The sequence below is a fragment of the Aquipuribacter hungaricus genome (assembly GCF_037860755.1).
Taxonomy (GTDB): Bacteria; Actinomycetota; Actinomycetes; order Actinomycetales; family JBBAYJ01; genus Aquipuribacter; species Aquipuribacter hungaricus.
The window spans coordinates 1-16,149 of the sequence record NZ_JBBEOI010000066.1; the positions used below are offsets into that span (position 1 = coordinate 1).

At 74.6% G+C, this 16,149-nt stretch carries 14 protein-coding genes and 1 tRNA gene; 8 read left to right on the plus strand and 7 right to left on the minus strand.

Features of this window, described 5'->3' with window-relative positions:
• Positions 1-283: 283 nt before the first annotated feature.
• From WCS02_RS09240 to WCS02_RS09250, 3 genes are all read left to right on the plus strand, one after another.
• Positions 284-1,420 (plus strand): glutathione-independent formaldehyde dehydrogenase, encoded by a 1,137-nt coding sequence (locus WCS02_RS09240; protein ID WP_340292284.1) that lies wholly within the window; start codon positions 284-286, stop codon positions 1,418-1,420.
• Positions 1,421-1,503: 83 nt separating this feature from the next.
• A tRNA-Gly gene (locus WCS02_RS09245) sits at positions 1,504-1,574 on the plus strand.
• A gap of 141 nt (positions 1,575-1,715) precedes the next feature.
• Positions 1,716-2,690, plus strand: a complete 975-nt coding sequence (locus tag WCS02_RS09250) for a glycosyltransferase family 2 protein (RefSeq protein ID WP_340292287.1) — start codon at positions 1,716-1,718, stop codon at positions 2,688-2,690.
• 42 nt (positions 2,691-2,732) lie between these two features.
• Here WCS02_RS09250 and WCS02_RS09255 read toward each other — a convergent pair whose 3' ends face one another.
• From WCS02_RS09255 to WCS02_RS09265, 3 genes are read right to left on the minus strand one after another with little or no spacing between them, the layout of a single operon-like run.
• Positions 2,733-3,827, minus strand: coding sequence for an acyltransferase family protein (locus WCS02_RS09255; RefSeq protein ID WP_340292289.1), 1,095 nt, complete (start codon positions 3,825-3,827; stop codon positions 2,733-2,735).
• 7 nt (positions 3,828-3,834) lie between these two features.
• On the minus strand, positions 3,835-5,307 hold the full coding sequence (locus WCS02_RS09260) for a lipopolysaccharide biosynthesis protein (RefSeq protein WP_340292291.1): 1,473 nt from the start codon (positions 5,305-5,307) through the stop codon (positions 3,835-3,837).
• A gap of 41 nt (positions 5,308-5,348) precedes the next feature.
• Complete coding sequence (locus WCS02_RS09265; protein ID WP_340292293.1) at positions 5,349-6,410, minus strand: DUF418 domain-containing protein; 1,062 nt, start codon at positions 6,408-6,410, stop codon at positions 5,349-5,351.
• Positions 6,411-6,562: 152 nt separating this feature from the next.
• Between WCS02_RS09265 and WCS02_RS09270 the strand changes: the two genes are divergently transcribed.
• Positions 6,563-6,904: a DUF3140 domain-containing protein gene (locus WCS02_RS09270; RefSeq protein ID WP_340292295.1), complete on the plus strand. Its 342-nt coding sequence runs from the start codon at positions 6,563-6,565 to the stop codon at positions 6,902-6,904.
• Between the two features lie 50 nt (positions 6,905-6,954).
• Here the strand turns inward: WCS02_RS09270 and WCS02_RS09275 are convergent, their stop codons facing one another.
• Positions 6,955-8,757, minus strand: a complete 1,803-nt coding sequence (locus WCS02_RS09275) for a diguanylate cyclase domain-containing protein (RefSeq protein ID WP_340292297.1) — start codon at positions 8,755-8,757, stop codon at positions 6,955-6,957.
• A gap of 122 nt (positions 8,758-8,879) precedes the next feature.
• Between WCS02_RS09275 and dcd the strand changes: the two genes are divergently transcribed.
• The 3 genes from dcd to WCS02_RS09290 all read left to right on the plus strand — a co-directional run bounded on the left by dcd (position 8,880) and on the right by WCS02_RS09290 (position 11,145).
• Positions 8,880-9,458, plus strand: a complete 579-nt coding sequence (gene dcd / locus WCS02_RS09280) for a dCTP deaminase (RefSeq protein ID WP_340292299.1) — start codon at positions 8,880-8,882, stop codon at positions 9,456-9,458.
• On the plus strand, positions 9,459-10,361 hold the full coding sequence (locus tag WCS02_RS09285; RefSeq protein ID WP_340292301.1) for a hypothetical protein: 903 nt from the start codon (positions 9,459-9,461) through the stop codon (positions 10,359-10,361).
• Positions 10,362-10,527: 166 nt separating this feature from the next.
• Positions 10,528-11,145 (plus strand): EAL and HDOD domain-containing protein, encoded by a 618-nt coding sequence (locus WCS02_RS09290; RefSeq protein WP_340292303.1) that lies wholly within the window; start codon positions 10,528-10,530, stop codon positions 11,143-11,145.
• On the opposite strand, the gene WCS02_RS09295 is transcribed toward WCS02_RS09290, so the two are convergent.
• The 3 genes from WCS02_RS09295 to WCS02_RS09305 all read right to left on the minus strand — a co-directional run bounded on the left by WCS02_RS09295 (position 11,142) and on the right by WCS02_RS09305 (position 13,960).
• Positions 11,142-13,427 carry a (Fe-S)-binding protein gene (locus tag WCS02_RS09295; RefSeq protein WP_340292305.1) on the minus strand — a complete coding sequence of 762 codons (2,286 nt, stop codon included), beginning with the start codon at positions 13,425-13,427 and terminating at the stop codon, positions 11,142-11,144. The two genes, WCS02_RS09290 and WCS02_RS09295, sit on opposite strands and share 4 nt — an antisense overlap.
• Positions 13,428-13,493: 66 nt before the next feature.
• Positions 13,494-13,640: a hypothetical protein gene (locus WCS02_RS09300; protein WP_340292307.1), complete on the minus strand. Its 147-nt coding sequence runs from the start codon at positions 13,638-13,640 to the stop codon at positions 13,494-13,496.
• 38 nt (positions 13,641-13,678) lie between these two features.
• Complete coding sequence (locus WCS02_RS09305; protein WP_340292309.1) at positions 13,679-13,960, minus strand: DUF4235 domain-containing protein; 282 nt, start codon at positions 13,958-13,960, stop codon at positions 13,679-13,681.
• A 156-nt stretch (positions 13,961-14,116) separates the two neighbouring features.
• On the opposite strand from WCS02_RS09305, the gene dnaK reads away from it, so the two are divergent.
• Positions 14,117-15,979 (plus strand): molecular chaperone DnaK, encoded by a 1,863-nt coding sequence (gene dnaK / locus WCS02_RS09310; RefSeq protein ID WP_340292311.1) that lies wholly within the window; start codon positions 14,117-14,119, stop codon positions 15,977-15,979.
• Positions 15,980-16,149: the final 170 nt, after the last annotated feature.

The following is a 16,149-nucleotide window of genomic DNA, read 5'->3' on the forward strand; positions in this document are numbered from 1 at the left end:
CGACGCCGGGGACGACCGCCACGGCGGGGCGGTGCCGGCGCAGGGTCGTCGTGCGAGGACGTCGGCGGGCGGCGGGCACGGCGGGCTCCTCGGGTCGTGGCGTCCGGTCGGTCGCCCGCCGACGGTACGCGGGCGCAGCCCGGCGGTCGTGGCGCCACCGGCCCCCTGGTGTGCCGGGGTCACACGCCCGGGCCTCACGGCGGACCAGCTCGTTGACGTCTCAACCTCTCGCCTCTGGGTATGCACCCCCGCGTACCTGTCCGTCACACCCTGGAGGTCCCACGTGCGCGCTCTCGTCTACAACGGTCCGTTCGACGTCACGGTCACCGACGTCCCCGACGCCACCATCGAGGCACCCACCGACGCCGTCGTGCGCATCACGACGACGAACATCTGCGGCTCCGACCTGCACATGTACGAGGGCCGCACCGGCGTCGAGCCGGGCACCGTCTTCGGCCACGAGAACATGGGCGTCGTCGAGGAGGTCGGCCCCGGCGTGACCGGCCTGAAGGTCGGCGACCGGGTGTCGCTGCCGTTCAACATCGGCTGCGGCTTCTGCGCCAACTGCGTCGCCCGTCGCACCGGCTTCTGCCTGACCGTCAACGAGGAGATGGCCGGCGGCGCCTACGGCTACGCCTCCATGGGCCCGTACCGCGGCGGCCAGGCCGAGCTGCTGCGCGTGCCGTTCGCCGACTTCAACGCGCTCGTGCTGCCCGAGGGCACCGAGCACGAGAACGACTTCACCATGCTCAGCGACGTGTTCCCGACCGGCTGGCACGGCGTCGAGCTGTCCGGCCAGCGTCCCGGGGAGTCCGTCGTCGTGTTCGGGGCCGGCCCGGTCGGCCTGATGGCCGCCCACAGCGCCATGCTCCGCGGCGCCTCGCAGGTGTTCGTCGTGGACAAGCAGCCCGACCGGCTCGCGCTGGCCGAGGCCTACGGCTGCACGCCGCTGGACTACTCCGCGGTCGACGTCGTCGAGCAGCTGACCGACGCCACCGGCGGGCTCGGGGTGGACCGCGGCGTCGAGGCGGTCGGCTACCAGGCGCACGACGCCTCCGGCGACGAGGACCCGGCCCTGACGCTCAACCAGCTCTTCGCCTCGGTCAAGGCCACGGGCGGGATCGGCGTGGTCGGGGTCTACCTGCCCCAGGACCCCGGCGCCCCCACCGAGGACCTCAAGAACGGTCGCATCGCCCTGGACTACGGGCTGTTCTTCTCCAAGGGCCAGACCATGGGCACCGGCCAGGCCAACGTGAAGTCCTACAACCGCGAGCTGCGCGACCTCATCGTCGCCGGCCGCGCCGAGCCCGGGAAGATCGTGTCCCACGAGCTCCCGCTCGAGGACGCCCCCCGCGGCTACGACCAGTTCGACAAGCGCGTCGACGGCTGGACGAAGGTGCTGCTCAAGCCCGCCGCCTGAGGCACCCGCACGACCGGGACGCGGCTGCCCTGCCCCTGCGGGGGCGGGTATGCTGCCGTCTCGCGCCCACCTGGTGGGCGGTCGCGGATGTAGTTCAATGGTAGAACTTCAGCTTCCCAAGCTGATAGTGCGGGTTCGATTCCCGTCATCCGCTCCCTCCGGACCTCCGCCGCGACCCGGCGTCGAGCTCGTCGCGCCGACGGTCCTGAGACTGTGCGCAGCCGGACCGCCCACGTGGGTGACGGTCCGAGGATTTGGGCGCGAGGCTCGCGCGACGCTGCCTACCCTCGGTGACATGACCCCGCCTGCCAGCGTGGTCGTGCGTGCCAAGGACAAGGCCGACACGATCACCCGCACCCTGACGAGCCTGCGCGAGCAGAGCGTCCGACCCGAGATCGTCGTCGTCGACTCCGGGTCGACCGACGGCACGCTGGAGATCGCGCGCCGCCTGGCCGACCGCGTCGTCGAGATCGCCCCCGAGGACTTCACGTACGGCGGCGCGCTCAACACCGGCGCCGCGGCCGCGTCCGGCGACGTGCACATGGCGGTGTCGGCGCACTCCTACCCGTACAGCCGCACCTGGGTCGAGGATTCGCTGGCGCTCTACGCCCGTCCCGACGTCGCCGGCACGAACTCCGGCAAGCGCACCCCCTGGGGCGAGGACATCGTCGACGTCTACTTCCAGACCCCGCGCGACGCCGTCGAGCACGCCTGGTGGGGGTTCTCCAACCACGGCTCGTCGTGGCGCGCGACCGCGTGGGAGCAGCACCCGTTCCGGACCGACCTGCCCGCCGCCGAGGACAAGGAGTGGAGCTGGCGCGTCCTGGCCGCCGGCTGGACGATCGCCTACTCGCCGCGCCTGTCGGTGTCGGCCAACCACCGCCGCGACGCGGGCCTGCGCCCGCTGGCCCGCCGCATCGTCAAGGAGCGCGGCACGATCCTGGCGCTGGGGGCCGCGGAGCCCCGCCCGCTCGGCCAGGCGTTCCAGGAGTGGTGGTCGCCGGTCCGCTTCCCCGAGCACCGGCACCCGATGATCCGTCGGATGAGCCCGTGGCGTGCCGTCGAGAGCGCCGCCGCGGCGTGGGTCGAGCACCGTCCGCTCCCCACGTACCCCAACCCCGGGATGGCGGAGCTCCGCCGCCAGGTCCTCGGCGCCGACGCCGAGCACGCCCCCGGCGGGACGCGCGGACCCGCCGGGGGCACGCCTCCGCGCACCGCCCTGCCGGGTCCTCGCCACGACGCACCGGCCGCCCAGACCGTCGACGCCTGACGCCTGACGCCTGATTTCTGGCGCCTGATCCCTGGCGCTGGCTCAGACGACGGCGCGGTCCCGGCGCCGCAGGAGCCGGTCCTCGTTCGCCCGCACCCAGGTCCGCACCGGCTTCTCCACCAACCGGTACGAGGCCCACGACGCCAGCCCCGCGACGAGGATGCCCGCGACCGCCCGGCCGCCGACCGAGCCGCCCAGGCCGAGGGCGAACGCCACGTAGATGAGCGGGTAGTGCCACAGGTAGAGCCCGTAGCTCACCACGCCGGTGAGGACCAGCGGCCGCCAGGACAGGGCCCGGCGCACGCCCGACCCGGTGCTCCCCCTGGTCGCGCCGTCGACGGCGAGGACGACGACCGTGGCCGCGACCGACAGCACCGCCTGCCCGGCGACGAGGAACCAGCCGCTGCCCCCGGTGAGGACCGTGAGCACGGCGACGACAGCCGCCGCAGGCCAGAGCGCCCCGCGGGGGAGCCGCCAGCCGAGCCGGACGGCGACCGCCGCGGCGCAGCCGTACAGCAGCGCGTCCGCACGGGCGAGGCTGCCGTGGACGAGCAGGAGGTCGTAGCCCTCGGCCCAGGGCGCCAGCAGCAGGTACAGCCGCCACAGCACGGAGGCGGCGCACAGCGCGAGCGTGCCGAGCAGGGCCGTGCGGAGGGAGCGGCGGCGCAGCAGCAGCAGGAGCAGCAGCGGCCACAGCAGGTAGAAGTGCTCCTCGACCGCCAGCGACCAGGTCTGCGCCCAGCCGGGCAGGTACTCGCCCTGCACGGCGATGACGTAGTTGGCGACGTAGGCCAGGCCCCACACCGACGCCACGACCGAGGCCCTGTCCCCGGCCAGGACGAAGAGCACGTCGCAGACGAGGACCGCCACCAGCAGCGCGGGCAGCAGCCGCGCCGCCCGGCGCAGGTAGAACCGGCCGAGCCGGACGGCCCCGGTGCGGGCGTGCTCGTCGAGCAGGATGCCGGTGATGAGGTAGCCGGACAGCGCGAAGAACAGGGTGACGCCGGTGGGCCCGACGCGGACGGGCGGGTCGGACCAGACGTGGTCGAGGACGACGAGGACGATCGCCACCCCCCGGAGCCCGTCCAGCGCGGGCCGGTAGCCGGAGGGGACCGCGGGAGCTGCTGTCGACGTCACCGTGGCCTCATCGGGCGGTGGCGGGGACGGCTGTCGCGCGACGGCGCAGGATCCCCCGGATGTCGGACACGCCCTCGCGGACGAGGCTGCGGTCGACGAGCCACAGCAGGCCGGCGTAGATCCCGAGACCGACCGTCCCCGCCAGGACCGCGCCGCCCCAGCCGGGCACGGTGCCGGTCACCAGGAGCATCGGCCCGACGGACACCGCCGCGCACAGCAGGGCGCGCACGGAGCGGTCGTAGGCGCGCAGGCCCACGCCGACGGTCCGCCGGAGCACGACCGCGCTGCCGACCACCGTGAGCACCTGGGCGGCCCCGAGCGCGGCCGCGAGCACGGGGAGCCCGGCGGGGGCGGCGACCAGCAGGACGACCACGTGCAGGACGAGGCTGCCCACCGCGACCGCCCACGCGGTGCCGGAGCGGCGGAAGGCCAGCAGCGCCGAGCGGTTGAAGTAGCCGACCGCGCCGACGCCGTAGGCGACCGCCAGCAGCTGGGCCGGCAGCACCGATGGCTCCCACTGCTGCCCGAACAGCCCCGGCACGACGACGGGGCTGACGGCGGCGAGGACGGCGACCAGCGGGGCCAGCGCCGCCGTGCTCAGCGCGCCCGCGGTCTCGTAGCCGCGCTCGAACCGGGGCAGGTCGTCGCGCAGCCGCACGAACAGGGGCAGGGCGACGTGGTCCATGACCGACATCGTCACCTCGTGGAGCAGGCCCAGCAGCCGGGTGGCGACCGCCCAGTACCCGAGCAGGTCGAGCCCGCCGAGCGAGCCGATGAGCACGCCGTCCGCCCGGTCGCGCAGCGCCTGCACGAGGTTGATCCCCAGCAGCGCGGAGCCGAAGCGCCACGCCTCCCGCAGGGCCGGCCGCGAGAAGGTCGCCGAGGGCCACCAGCGTGCGGCGACCCAGAACCACACCAGGCTGACGGCGTTCTGCACGAGGTTCTGCGCGACCAGCGCCCACACCCCGGCGCCCGCGACGGCGAGACCGATGCCCACCGCGGCGCTCACCAGGGCGGCGCCGACCCCGCGCCCGGCCATCGCCCGGAACCGCATGGCGCGGAGCATGAGCGCGGCGGGCACCACGGTCAGCGAGGTGAGGACCAGCCCACCCGCCAGGGCCCGCAGCACGGGGGCGGCGTCGGGCTCGTCGAGGGCGGCCGCGACGGGGCCCGCGACGAGGGCGAGCAGGCCCGCCCCGGTGCAGCCGAGGCCGAGGGCGGTCCAGAACACCGTGCTCGTCGTGCGCCGGTCCGCCTCGTCCGCCTGGACGAGGAACGTCGTCATGCCCAGGTCGGCGACGACGGCCAGCAGGCCGACCACGGCGACCGCCAGGGTCGCGAGCCCGATCTCGCCGGGCTCGAGCAGCCGGCCGAGGACCACGAAGGTGACGACGCCCGCCAGGCGGACGGTCCAGCGCTGGACGGCCGACCAGCCGACGTTGCGCAGGGCACGCTGGCGCTCACCGCCCGCCGCCGTCACGTCACGACCCTACGTCGGCGGCCGGCCGCCAGGACGGCGTCTCAGGCGGTGCTCACCCGCACGGGGGGTCGGGCGCCCCAGGTGCCCCAGCGCCACAGCCACTCCAGCGGTCCCTGCCGGAACCTCCTCAGCCACAGCGTCGCCGCGACGGCCTGGACGACGAGGACGACCAGCACGAGCACCAGGAGGGGAGTCCACGAGGTGCTGGCACGGAGCTCCAGCTCGTTGCCCGCGAGAAGCAGCAGCGGGGTGGCACCGACGTAGGCGGTGAGCGCCGTCCGGCCGAGCGGCGCGAAGGCGGTCACGAGCACCCCCCGCAGCCCGGTCGCCAGCAGGGCGACGACACCGGTGGTCCAGACGCCGGCGAGCAGCAGCCCGGCGACCGCCGAGGACGTGCTCGAGCCCGAGGCGGGCAGGTCCTGCAGCTGCAGGACGAGCGCCGGGACGGCCGCCGCGGCGAGCACCGCGCAGAGCAGGACCGGCAGGCGCGAGGGCCGGTCGAGCCGGTCGACGACGCCGTACCGCACCAGTGCGGAGCCGAGCAGGACCATCCCCGGCACCAGCACGATGCCGCCCCCGGCCGCCAGGGCGGTCGGCACGGCGCCGGCGGCACCGGCAGCGACGGCCCACCGGGGCAGCCAGGTGGACGGCAGCAGGACGACCAGGCCGACGACGGCGTAGGGCGCCAGGGCCTCGCCGGGGTGCAGGAGCTGGTGGGCGACGCCGAGCGGCAGCAGCAGGAGCAGCCGGCGCAGCAGCACCACGCGGGGGTGCGTGGCGCCCCGGCGGCGGGCCGCGGCGAGGACCAGGGTCGAGCCGGCGCCGAACAGGAGCGCGAAGACGGGGAAGAAGCGCTGCTGGACGAGCAGCTGCAGCCAGCCCCCGGGGTCGGACAGCGACCCGGCGGCCAGGTCCGTCTCGGTGGCGAACCCGGTCACCGAGCCGGCGTTGACCAGGAGGATCCCGCACACGGCGATCCCGCGGAGCACGTCGAGGGCGACCACGCGGCCCGCCGCCGGGACGGGCCGCGGCGTCGTGCGAGGTGCGGGACGAGGGGGGTCGTCACGGTCGAGGAGCCGGCCGTCGGGCAGGGGGGCTGTCATGGCGCCCAGGCTCGCGGGGGCGGCACCCGCCCGTCGTCAGCCCTGGGGCGGACCGTGGGGGCCCGGGACGCTTCGCGCTCCACCCCTGGGGGGACCGGCCGCCCTCCCGGCACCCGGTGGCGGGTCCCCGGGGGGAGGGGGAGGCTCGGGGCATGAGCGATGCACCGGAGGGCCTGGACGAGGCGTACGAGCGCTTCGAGGAGGCCGTGACCATGAGCCCGAAGCAGCTGCGCGACTGGCTGGAGACCGAGGAGTCGCAGTCCGTCGGCCAGCACACGGACGGGGACGACGAGGCGACCGGCCACGCGATGGGCCGCCGCATCCTCGAGCTGAAGGAGACGAAGAAGGCGGACTACTCCGACGACGACGTCGCCGCCATGAAGAAGGTCGCCGGGTACGTCGCCCGGCACAGCGCGCAGCGCCCCGACGGCGACGTGACGGACACCGCGTGGCGGTACTCGCTGGTGAACTGGGGCCACGACCCGCTCGCCTGAGCAGGTACGACCTGGGTCGACCTGGGCGGCTGAGCAGCCCGGCCGGGCGGTCAGCGCGGTGCGGGGACGGTCGGCCAGCCGTCGTGCACCGACGGGTCGGCGTGCACCCCGTGCCCGCCGGACCGCTTGGCGGCGTACATCGCCTCGTCACTGCGGCGCAGCAGGGACGGGGCGTCGTCGCCCGGGCCGGACAGAGTCCACCCGGCGCTCACGCCGAGGCCCACGTCCCGGCCGCGGACCCGCAGGGCGGGGCTCACGGTGGCGACCACGCGCCGCACCAGGGCCTCGGCCTCCGCGGGGGACGACAGCCCGGGGCAGCAGGCCACGAACTCGTCGCCGCCGAAGCGGGCGACGACGTCCTCGGGCCGCAGCGCCGACAGCAGCGCGGCCCCCACGGCCTGCAGCACCCCGTCGCCCACCTCGTGGCCGAAGCCGTCGTTGACGGCCTTGAACCCGTCCAGGTCGACGAACACGACGACGACGCGGGCGCCCGAGCCGGCGTCGACGAGCATCTCCTCGAGCCGGCCGCGCAGCCGGGCGCGGTTGGGCAGGCCGGTGAGCGAGTCGTGCAGGGCCAGGCGGGACAGCTCTTGCTGCGCCGCGCGGCGCTCGGTGATGTCGAGCAGCTGGGCGACGACCGCGCTCGTGCCGGTCTCGCTGGGCAGGCGGGACACGTGCAGCTGCGTCCACAGCGACCCGCCGCCGGGCAGGCAGTGGCGCACCTCGCCCTCCCACGCCTCGTCGAGGCCGTCGGCGATCCGGTCGAGCGCGGCGCGCACCGCGAGGGAGTCCTGCGGGAACAGCAGCTCGCGCCAGCGCATGGCCGACGGGTCGCGGCCGAGGAGGCGGACCAGCGCGGGGTTCGGTCGGGTGAGGGTCCAGCCGCCGTCGGCACCGCGGACCACGACGGCCTTGCCGATGACGGCGGCGTCCGTGGCGCGCTGCAGCTCCCGGCGGCTGTCCTCGAGCCGGGCGCGCACGTCGTCCCAGGCGCGCTGCTGGGTCGCCAGGCTGAGCCCGACGAGGGTGAGCACGACGACGAGGCCCTGGACGACGACCGCCCGCGCCTGGACGTCGCCCACCTCGGCGACCGGGCCGTGGTCGACGAGGGTGAGGACGACCGTGACCGCGGACAGGACCGCCCCGGCCAGCGCGGTCGCGCCGACGCCGAGCCGGGTGCCGAACCAGACCGGGACCAGGACGCAGAGGAACAGCAGCGGCATGCCGTGGTCGACGGCGAACACGACGGCGAACAGCGCCACGGCCGCCAGCCACGCTGTGGCCAGCTCCACCGGACGGGCGGTGCGCAGCCCTCGCAGGGGCGTGCCCCGGACCGCGAGCACCGCCGACAGCAGGACGAAGGTGGTGCCGCCGTTGCGCACGAGGACGAGCAGGAGCGTCTCCCAGGCCCCGTCGCCCCGCAGCAGCGCGCCTGCGGTGAGGGCCGCCACGCCCGCGCTGGCCGCGGAGCAGACGACGCTGGCGAGCAGGACACGGGCCACGTCGCCCGGGCTGCGCAGCGGGGCGGTCCCGGGCAGCAGCCGGCGCAGGACGAGCAGCCCCACGACGGCGTGGGCGCCGTTGGACAGCGAGAACAGCAGCGCGGCGACCGGCGGTGCGCCCGTCAGCAGGTTCGCCGTCGCGGACAGGCTCGTCACCAGGCCGGCCGCCAGCGCGGTCTCGCCGCGGCCGCGGCTGCTGAGCAGCCACCACACGCCGACGCCGGCCGCGGGCCAGGCCAGCGCGACCTCGGCGCCCTCGGGACGGGTGCCGCGGCCGACCACGACGGACAGGACGAAGAGCAGGGCGAAGCCCAGCACGCGCGCCACCTGCCGCGCCCGGGGGTCGTCCATCCCGGTACCTCCGTCCAGGGTCCGCCGCGGACCCGCCCGCACCATCGGCACGCACGGCCGAGAACCTGAGCGCCCGGGCAGGGTGGGCGCGGGACCCGCCGTGCCAGCGATACGGTCGGCCCGTGCTGCTGTCGGACCACGACGTGATCGCCGCCGTCGACGCCGGTGAGATCACCCTCGACCCGTTCGACCCCTCGATGGTGCAGCCGAGCAGCGTGGACGTGCGCGTCGACCGCTGGTTCCGGCTGTTCGACAACCACCGCTACGGCCTCATCGACCCCTCGGTCGAGCAGCCCGACCTCACCCGCCTCGTCGAGGTCCCGACCGGTGAGCAGTTCGTGCTCCACCCGGGGGAGTTCGTGCTCGGCAGCACCTACGAGACGGTGACCCTGGGCGCGGGGATGGCCGCCCGGCTGGAGGGCAAGTCGAGCCTGGGCCGGCTGGGGCTGCTCACCCACTCCACCGCGGGCTTCATCGACCCGGGCTTCTCGGGCCACGTCACGCTCGAGCTGTCGAACATGGCGACCCTGCCGATCGCGCTCTGGCCGGGCATGAAGATCGGCCAGCTCTGCTTCTTCCGGCTCAGCAGCCCCGCCGAGCACCCCTACGGCTCCGGCGAGGGCCGCTCCAACCGCTACCAGGGCCAGCGCGGCCCGACCGCGAGCCGGTCCTGGCAGGGCTTCCACCGGACGGAGGTCTAGGTGGCGGGCCTCCGCCGGCGCCGCACGGTCGAGGAGCCGTCGGAGGCCCTGGTCCGGCGCCACCTGCTCCTCGTCCCCACCGTCGCCACTGTCGACCAGGTCGACGCGCTGGTGCGCTGCTGGTACCCCGGCAGCGACCTGGCCGGCACCGGGACGGCGGACCTCGGCGGCCGCGCGGGGCTGCACGGGCCGCACGAGCTGACCATGGAGGCGGCGGTCGTCGCCGGCGTGCCGACGCCGTGGTCGGTGGCCTACGACCTGGAGGTCGACGCCTCGCCGCGCGCCCGGGCCGTCCCCGTCCGCCGCCCGGACGGCCTGCACCGCTGCTTCCCCGACGGCCTGCCCACGGGGGCCGAGCTCGCGGGGCTCGAGCTGCTGCTCGCGCTGGCCCGTCGGCTCGGCGGCGCGGTCCGCCCGATAGGCGCGGCCGAGGCGCTCGTGCCCGAGGTGGCGGCCGCCGTGGAGACACGGGTGGTCTCCCCGACCTGGATCCGGGTGGCCGACGTGGCCGCGGTCTGCGGCCAGGAGGGCGCCGGGGTCGAGGTCGCCGTCGAGGGCGAGACCGGCCCCGAGGCGCTCGCCCGTCCCGACGGCACCCCGTTCCTCGTCCACCTGCCGCTGGGTCCCGCCGGTGCCGTCGTCGTCGAGGGCGCGGTGGCCGTCCGCCCCGAGCCCGCGGTCGCCGGGGAGGAGTTCGGGGCCGGGCCGATGGCCGTCTACGACGTGCGCTGGCAGGCGCCGGACGAGCAGTGGCACCTCGACGAGCACCTGGAGGGCACGGCGATGGCCTGCCGCGAGCGTGCCCGCGGTCCGGTTGCGTCGATCACCCGCACGCTGGCCGAGCTCGGCGGCGGTGCGGTCGTCGACGCCGACGGCTTCCTCGTCGACCCCGACGACCTCTGAGCGACCGCACCTCGACAGACCGTGGCCCGGTCGGGCTCGCGCACGGTGAGCGGCGGCGGACGGCCTGTCAGGACGCGCCGCAAACGGCTCAGCGGCTCCTGTGACACGTCAGGACGGGCCTGCAGGACGATGTCCTCGGGCCCTGACCGGCCCACATACTGGTCGGGTGCTGACCGACCCTGCCGCGACGATGGCCCTGCAGGCCATCGTCGACGCCACGGGCCGGGAGGTCGGCGTCGAGCTGCTGTTCCGCCGGCCGCCGTCGACGACGGCCCCCGCGATGGCCTCCGAGGCCGACCACGAGCTGGCCACCACCACCGTCGTCGACCTGCTCGACGAGCACCGCACGTCCGGCGGCGCGGGGACGGGGCTGCTGTTCGTCAACGCCTCCCGCGCCTTCCTCGTGGGGGCGCAGCCGCTTCCCTCGCCGAGCGACCGGGTCGTCGTCGAGGTCCTCGAGGGCGTGACCGCCGACGCCGAGGTCGTGGCCGGCGTCCGCGACCTGCGCGCCCGCGGCTACAAGATCGCCATCGACGACTGGGAGGGCGGCGAGGACCGGGCGGCCCTGCTCCCGCTCGCCGACTTCGTCAAGGTGGACCTCGAGGCGGTGACCGCCCGCCGGCTCCGCGCCGTGGTGCAGCGAGCCCGGGCGCTCTGCCCCGGCGTGACGGTCGTCGTCGAGCGCATCGAGACCGAGGACGACCGGCAGGCCGCGCTCGACGCCGGGGCCGACCTGTTCCAGGGCTACCTGCTCGCCACCCCGGACCTGGTGCGGGCGCCCTAGCCCGTCGCGGTCCGGCCCCGCCCGACCGCCTCCAGGAGCAGCTGCGCCACGTCGAGCACCTCGGTCTCCGCGGGGGCGGTGCTGTCGGCCTGCATGCTCGTCAGCCCGTCGGAGAGCATGACCCGGCAGAACGGGCAGCCGACCGCGATGGCGCCCGCGCCCGTGGCCACGGCCTCCGCGGTCCGGTTCATGTTGATCCGGCTGCCGAGCTTCTCCTCCATCCACATCCGGGCCCCGCCGGCGCCGCAGCAGAACGAGGTCTCGGAGTTCCGGGGCATCTCGGTCAGCGTGGTCCCGCTGGCCTCGATGAGCTCGCGCGGCGGGGCGTAGACGCCGTTGTGCCGGCCCAGGTAGCAGGGGTCGTGGTAGGTGACGTCGCGCCGCTCGGCCTCGGGCGCCGACACCGGCGTCAGCCGCCCCTCCCGCACGAGCCGGTTGAGCAGCTGGGTGTGGTGGACGACGTCGAGCTCGGTGCCGAGCTGCGGGTACTCGTTGCCCAGGGTGTTGAAGCAGTGGGGGCAGGTGACGACGACCCTGGTGCGGCCGCCACCCCTCGTGGTGCCGACCTCCGAGAGCGTCTCGACGTTCTGCGCGGCGAGCATCTGGAACAGGAACTCGTTGCCCGCCCGGCGGGCGGGGTCGCCCGTGCACGCCTCGGCCGGCCCGAGCACCGCGAAGGACACCCCGGCGGTGTGGAGCAGCTCGGCCACCGCACGCGTCGTCTTCTTCGCGCGGTCCTCGAACGCTCCTGCGCAGCCGACCCAGAACAGGTAGTCGACACCCGACAGGTCCTCGGGGTCCTCGGCCCCGCCGCCGCCGACGACCGGCACGGGGAACGGCAGGCCCTTGGCCCAGTCCATCCGTGCCTTGGCCGCGACGCCCCACGGGTTCTGCCGCTTCTCGAGGTTGCCGAACAGGCCGTTGAGCTCGTCGGGGAACGCGGACTCCAGCAGCACCTGGTGACGGCGCATGTCGACGATGGTGTCGACGTGCTCGATGTCGACCGGGCACTGCTCGACGCAGGCGCCGCACGTGGTGCACGACCACAGCACGTCGTCGGTCATGGCCGCCGAGGACAGGAACGCGTTCGTGAGCACGTCGTCGTGCACCTCCGCCGCCGAGGGGCGGTACGACGAGGCGGTCGAGCCGGACCCCGACCCGGGCCCGACGTAGTCGGCGTCCCCGGCCACCGCGCCCACCAGCGGACGGTCCGGGGCCGGCTCCCCGGCGAGCAGGTACGGCGCGTCGTCGTAGGCGCGGGTGCGCAGGGCCGTGATCAGCAGCTTGGGGCTCAGCGGCTTCTCGGTCTGCCACGCCGGGCACTGGTCCTGGCAGCGGCCGCACTCGGTGCACGTGGTGAGGTCGAGCAGGCCCTTCCAGGTGAGGTCCTGGGCCTTCCCGACGCCGAGCGCCGCGTCCTCGTCCAGCTCGTCGGCCTTCTCGAGGTCGACCGGGACGCCGCCGACCACGATCGGCTGGAGCGCCCCGAGGCTGGTCCGGCCGTCGGCGTGCCGCTTGAGGTAGATGTTGAACGGCGCCGTGAACCGGTGCCAGGCGATGCCCATGGTCGGGGTGAGCCCGATGACGACGAACCACGCCATGGACACGACGATCTTGAGCGCGGCGACCACCACGATGGCGTCGGCCACCGTCTGCTGCGGGAGGCCGGCGAGCAGCCCGCCCAGCCACGACGTCGTCGGGTAGTGCAGCAGCGTGGCGGTGCCCGTGCCCTCGGCCGCCTCGTACGCGTGCTCCAGCCCGCGCAGGGCGAGCACGCACAGCACGATCCCGACGATGGTGGCCTCGACGTAGTAGGCCTGCCACGTCGTGGAGCGGACGAACCGGTTGCGGCGCCCGCTGCGGCTGGTGACCTGCCGGACCACGACCAGGGCGAGGATCCCCAGGCCGGTGAGCCAGGCGATCGCCTCCACGGCCCACTCGTAGGGCCAGAGGTGCCCGATCCACGGCAGCACGAAGCCGGGGTCGCGGAGCTGGCCGTAGGCGGTGACGAGCGTGCCGACCAGGGCGACGAAGCCCACCATGACGAACCAGTGGGCCGCCCCGACCAGCGGCCGGCGGAGCATCCGCGTGTGCCCGACGATCTCGCGCACGGTGGTCACCAGGCGCGTGACGGGGCGGTCGGTGCGGCTGCGGTCGGGCTGGCCGGTGCCGAGCACGGCGACCATGCGGCCGACGGTCGCGACGAACAGGGCGACACCGACGACGCTGACGAGCACCGCGACGGCGGTGGCGACGCTGCTCAGGGCCTGCGACGGCTCCACGGGCTCAGCTCCTCTGCTGGGTGCCGCCGATGTTACCCGCCGGTAACCGCGGCGGTGGCGCCGTCCTCAGAGGACGTCGGCGAGCCAGCCGAGGGCGACGAACACCGAGGGTGCGGCCACGGCGAGCATGCCGAGGACGACGAAGAGGGCCACCAGCCGGGCGGCCGGCGACAGCCCGCCGTCGGGGCCCCTGCCGCGGAGCAGTCGGAGCACGGGTCCTCCTCGGTCGGGGCCGCGGGGGAGCCGGGCCGTCAGAACGCGTCGCGCAGCGCCTCGGGGATCGTGCCGCCGTGCCGCCTCGCCCAGTAGACAGCAGCCTGCCGCGTCGCCACCACCCGGGCCACGTTGAGCAGCGCCCCGGCCAGGGCCGCGAACACGACCGCCTCGACGGCGCCGACCTCGGGGCTCTCCGGCTTCGTCGGCGGGGTGTGGCCGGTGACGATCTGCCAGCCGGTGGCGATGGCCTTCTGCGCGACGGCGCCGGCCGCGACCGTGGAGGCCAGGGAGAGGGCGCGCCAGAGCTGGGTCGACATGCCGGTGACCCTGCCGCGTCCCGCGGCGCCCGGCAAGCAGGCGGCCTTGAGCCGGACGGGCTCAAGAAGGAGGGCGGTCAACTTGACAGCCAGGGGCTCAGGTCGGACCCTTGAGCACAGGAACGCAGGATCCCCCCACGTGAAGGAGAACTACCCATGGGCCGTGCAGTAGGCATCGACCTCGGCACCACCAACTCCGTCGTCGCCGTCCTCGAGGGTGGCGAGCCCAGCGTCATCGCCAACGCCGAGGGCGGGCGCACGACCCCCTCTGTCGTCGCCTTCGCCAAGAACGGCGACGTGCTCGTCGGCGAGATCGCCAAGCGCCAGGCCGTGACGAACGTCGAGCGCACCATCCGCTCCGTCAAGCGCCACATGGGCACCGACTGGTCCACCGCGATCGACGACAAGAACTACACGGCGCAGGAGATCAGCGCCCGCGTGCTGCAGAAGCTCAAGCGCGACGCCGAGGCCTACCTGGGCGAGCCCGTCACCGACGCGGTCATCACCGTCCCGGCGTACTTCAACGACGCCGAGCGCCAGGCCACCAAGGAGGCCGGCGAGGTCGCGGGCCTCACGGTGCTGCGCATCATCAACGAGCCCACCGCGGCCGCGCTCGCCTACGGCCTGGAGAAGGGCAAGGAGGACGAGAACATCCTCGTCTTCGACCTCGGCGGCGGCACGTTCGACGTCTCCCTGCTCGAGGTGGGCAAGGACGAGGACGGCTTCTCGACGATCCAGGTCCGCGCCACCTCCGGCGACAACCGCCTCGGCGGCGACGACTGGGACAACGCCATCGTCGACTTCCTGCTGAGCAAGGTGAAGATGTCCACGGGCGTCGACCTGTCCAAGGACAAGATCGCCATGCAGCGCCTCAACGAGGCCGCGGAGCAGGCCAAGAAGGAGCTGTCGAGCTCCACGAGCACGAGCATCTCGCTGCAGTACCTGTCGATGACGGAGAACGGCCCGGTCCACCTGGACGAGCAGCTCACCCGCGCGCAGTTCGAGCAGATGACCTCCCACCTGCTCGAGCGCACCCGGGCGCCGTTCCACTCCGTCATCAAGGACGCCGGGGTCTCGCTGTCGGAGATCGCCCACGTGGTCCTCGTCGGCGGCTCGACGCGGATGCCCGCCGTCACGCAGCTCGTCAAGGAGCTCACCGGCGGCAAGGACCCCAACAAGGGCGTCAACCCCGACGAGGTCGTCGCGCTCGGCGCGGCCCTGCAGGCCGGCGTCCTCAAGGGTGACCGCAAGGACGTCCTGCTCATCGACGTCACGCCCCTGAGCCTCGGCATCGAGACCAAGGGCGGGCTGATGACCAAGCTCATCGAGCGCAACACGGCCATCCCGACCAAGCGCTCCGAGGTCTTCACCACCGCCGACGACAACCAGCCGTCCGTGCTCATCCAGGTCTTCCAGGGCGAGCGCGAGCTGGCGCAGCACAACAAGCCGCTCGGCACCTTCGAGCTCACCGGCATCGCGCCGGCCCCGCGCGGCGTGCCGCAGGTCGAGGTCACCTTCGACATCGACGCCAACGGCATCGTCCACGTCAACGCCAAGGACCGCGGCACCGGCAAGGAGCAGTCCATGACGATCTCGGGCGGCTCGGCGCTGCCCAAGGACGAGATCGAGCGCATGGTCCGCGAGGCCGAGGAGCACGCGGAGGAGGACCGGCAGCGTCGCGAGGAGGCCGAGACCCGCAACCAGGCCGAGAGCCTCGTCTTCCAGACCGAGAAGTTCCTCGCCGAGAACGGGGACAAGGTGCCGGCCGACAGCCGCACCGAGGTCGACGCGGCCCTGGCCGACCTCAAGACCGCGCTCGCCGACCCGGCCACCCCGGCCGCGGACATCAAGGCCAAGGTCGAGACGGTCTCCCAGACCAGCCAGGCGCTGGGCGCGGCCATGTACGCGGCCGCGGACCAGGCGGGCACCGACGGCGCGGCCGGGGACGCCGGCGGCCAGGTCCCGGCCGACGACGACGTCGTCGACGCCGAGGTCGTGGACGAGGACGAGCGCCGGTGACCGACCAGCCGACCGGCCGGCCCGACCAGGGTCAGGACCAGGCCCCGGGCCAGGCCTCCGACCTGGCGTCGGACGGCGCGCCGCGCACCGAGCCGGGCAGCGACCTGCCCGGCCCGGGCGCCGGCGACCTGCACGACCTCGCCGAGGGCGTGGCCGGCACCTCCGCGGAG

Excerpts from the sequence above, each read along its gene's own strand:
- dnaK (WP_340292311.1), top strand. The coding sequence starts at position 14,117 with ATGGGCCGTGCAGTAGGCATCGACCTCGGCACCACCAACTCCGTCGTC.
- WCS02_RS09265 (WP_340292293.1), bottom strand. The coding sequence starts at position 6,410 with ATGACAGCCCCCCTGCCCGACGGCCGGCTCCTCGACCGTGACGACCCC.
- WCS02_RS09275 (WP_340292297.1), bottom strand. The coding sequence starts at position 8,757 with ATGGACGACCCCCGGGCGCGGCAGGTGGCGCGCGTGCTGGGCTTCGCC.
- WCS02_RS09270 (WP_340292295.1), top strand. The coding sequence starts at position 6,563 with ATGAGCGATGCACCGGAGGGCCTGGACGAGGCGTACGAGCGCTTCGAG.
- WCS02_RS09250 (WP_340292287.1), top strand. The coding sequence starts at position 1,716 with ATGACCCCGCCTGCCAGCGTGGTCGTGCGTGCCAAGGACAAGGCCGAC.
- WCS02_RS09305 (WP_340292309.1), bottom strand. The coding sequence starts at position 13,960 with ATGTCGACCCAGCTCTGGCGCGCCCTCTCCCTGGCCTCCACGGTCGCG.